We start from the raw sequence: 2,712 nt of genomic DNA on the forward strand, positions 1-2,712 counted from the left end.
ACGCAAGGCATACTCGGTGAACGTCGAGGGAAGCCGTATGCGGGAAATCCGCACGTACGGTTTGACGAGGGGTTGCTGGTCCGTGCGTGATTCCACGGCGGACTGGGGCCTACTCCACCCGGCTTGCGTGAGCGGGGACGCAGTGCGAGCCCACGCCCTGTATGATGGAGAGACGATGCTGCCGACGATCGACTGGCAAGACGATACCGTGGTCATGATCGACCAGCGGAAGCTGCCCGGATCCGAGATCTGGGTTCGGTGCCGCACCGCGAACGACGTGGCGAAAGCCATCAGGACGATGGTGATTCGCGGGGCGCCGGCCATTGGCGTCGCGGCGGCCATGGGCATCGCGATCGGGATGCGCCGGAGCAAATCGACCGGGACTCGGGCGTTCGCGACCGAGTTCCAGAAGATCTGTAACATCATGGCGGCGACGAGGCCGACCGCCGTCAATCTGTTCTGGGCCATCGAGCGGATGAAACGCACCTTTGCCGCGGCGGCGCTTGCGGGTGCGTCCGTCGACGAGATCCGCGCCAGCCTTGAAGCCGACGCGCACGCGATCCACGACGAGGATGTGGCCAGTTGTCGGGCGATGGGACGGCATGGCGCGGCGCTCGTGCCGGACGGCGCTCGCATTCTGACCCACTGCAACGCGGGGGCGCTGGCGACCGCCGGGTACGGCCCGGCGCTTGGCGTCATTCGAGGCGCGGTGGAGCAGGGGAAGCGCATCACCGTGATGGCCGATGAGACGCGTCCGTTCCTGCAGGGCGCGCGACTCACGGCATGGGAGCTGGTGCGCGACGGCATCGACACGACGGTGATCACCGACAACATGTCCGGCGCGATGATGCGCCAGGGCCTCGTTGATCTGGTGGTGGTTGGCGCGGATCGGATCGCGGCCAACGGGGATGTCGCCAACAAGATCGGTACCTACTCGGTGGCCGTCCTGGCACAGGCACATGGCATCCCGTTCTACGTGGCGGCGCCGATCTCAACAGTGGACCTGGCGACGCCAGACGGATCGCGGATTCCGATCGAGGAACGCCACGCTCGCGAAGTGACACACATGGGCAACACGCGGCTTACGCCGGAAGGGGCGAAAATCAGGAACCCCGCGTTCGACGTGACGCCCAACGCGTTGGTCACCGCCATCATCACCGAGCGCGGCGTATGCCGGCCGCCGTACGCTGACTCGTTGCGCGAGGCGGTGGGCCCAATCCGCGCGGCAGAGGATGTCCCATCGGTGTGATGCGATGGCAACGATGCGCATCCTCGGAATCGAATCATCGTGTGACGAGACGGCGGCCGCGGTGGTCGAGGAAACCACCGATGCGGCGAAACCGTGGGTGGTGCGATCGAGCGTCGTGGCCTCGCAGGTGGAGATCCACCGCGAGTGGGGCGGCGTCGTGCCGGAGTTGGCGTCGCGCCAGCACGTGCGCGATATCTGCGGCGTGGTCGAGCGGGCGATGGCCGAGTCGCAGACCGGCCCACGCGATCTCGGCGCGATTGCCGTGACCCAGGGGCCGGGACTGGTCGGGAGTCTGCTGGTCGGGCTCTCATTCGCCAAATCGCTGGCCGCGGTCTGGGATCTCCCGCTCGTGCCGGTTCACCACCTGGCCGGTCACATCGAATCGCTGTTTCTTCAGCACGGTCACCTGCCGCTTCCGGCCATCATCCTCGTCGTCTCTGGCGGGCACACGAGTCTCTACGAGGTGCGCCAGCCCGGACGCTACGATCCACTTGGCAGAACGCGAGACGATGCGGCGGGCGAGGCCTATGACAAGGTGGCGAAGCTGCTCGGGCTTGGCTACCCGGGCGGTCCGGTGATCGACAGGCTTGCGCGCGGCGGCAACGACCGCGCCGTCGCATTTCCGATTGCCCGCATGACACATCCGGATCGCAACGCGCCACTCCTGAAAGGGCAGTGGGATTTCAGTTTCAGCGGGCTGAAGACATCGGTGCTCCGCTACGTGAAGGCCCGGGGCGTTGGTTGGACGCCGAGTGCGGCGGAAACCGCTGACATCTGCGCCAGTTTCCAGCGTTCGGTGGTTGAGGCGCTACTCGACAAGACGTTCGCGGCCGCGCGCTGGTACGGGGCGCGCAGCGTCGGCATCGCCGGTGGCGTGTCGGCCAACAGCCGGCTTCGCGCCGACGCGATGGCGGCGGGTGAGCGGATCGGGGTGCCGGTCTTTGTGCCGTCGTTGGCGCTCTCGACCGACAATGCCGCCATGATCGCCGCCGCAGGCCTTCGGCGATTCCACGCCGGCGTGCGCGCCGGCCTGGATCTGAACGCCGACGCGTCGCTGCCGCTGGTGTAGCGAGGCGGCGCAGTAGTCAGACGCAAGAAGCAAGAAGTAAGAAGTAAGAAGTTCGGTAGTCAGTAGTCGGTGGGAAGACGAAAGACAGCCCGCGGGGCAAACATGTGACGTGGCGATTCGCGGAGCGGCCCCTCGAACCAAGCCGACAGCGAAGTCCTGAGCGAAGTCGAAGGGCGTCAGTCTGCAAAACGCGCCGTGAGGGCCAAGACAGGCGTTGGGTAGGGTCCCAACGCGCGTTCGGCGACAACTCCCGGAAGGCGCGTTTTGGTGCGCCGTGAAGCGGCGTGTTCCTCGTGGGATGAAAGGAGCCCACCCCTATGAACCGCTGAGCAGTAGGGTAGCGCGGTCCCCTGCGTGAGGTCGTGAGACCTCCAGCAGAAGCGGGACCTGTATG

General features: G+C 66.4%; 2 protein-coding genes. Both read left to right on the forward strand.

The window, feature by feature from the left end:
• The first annotated feature begins 175 nt into the window (after nucleotides 1-175).
• Nucleotides 176-1,249, forward strand: coding sequence for an S-methyl-5-thioribose-1-phosphate isomerase (mtnA, locus tag NT151_07230; GenBank protein MCX6538706.1), 1,074 nt, complete (start codon nucleotides 176-178; stop codon nucleotides 1,247-1,249).
• Nucleotides 1,250-1,262: 13 nt separating this feature from the next.
• The gene (gene tsaD / locus NT151_07235; GenBank protein ID MCX6538707.1) at nucleotides 1,263-2,318 is read left to right on the forward strand and encodes a tRNA (adenosine(37)-N6)-threonylcarbamoyltransferase complex transferase subunit TsaD; all 1,056 of its coding nucleotides are present in this window, start codon (nucleotides 1,263-1,265) and stop codon (nucleotides 2,316-2,318) included.
• Nucleotides 2,319-2,712 lie beyond the last annotated feature (394 nt).

Source organism: Acidobacteriota bacterium, assembly GCA_026393675.1.
Taxonomy (GTDB): Bacteria; Acidobacteriota; Vicinamibacteria; order Vicinamibacterales; family JAKQTR01; genus JBAXOX01.

Excerpts from the sequence above, each read along its gene's own strand:
- mtnA (MCX6538706.1), top strand. The coding sequence starts at position 176 with ATGCTGCCGACGATCGACTGGCAAGACGATACCGTGGTCATGATCGAC.
- tsaD (MCX6538707.1), top strand. The coding sequence starts at position 1,263 with ATGCGCATCCTCGGAATCGAATCATCGTGTGACGAGACGGCGGCCGCG.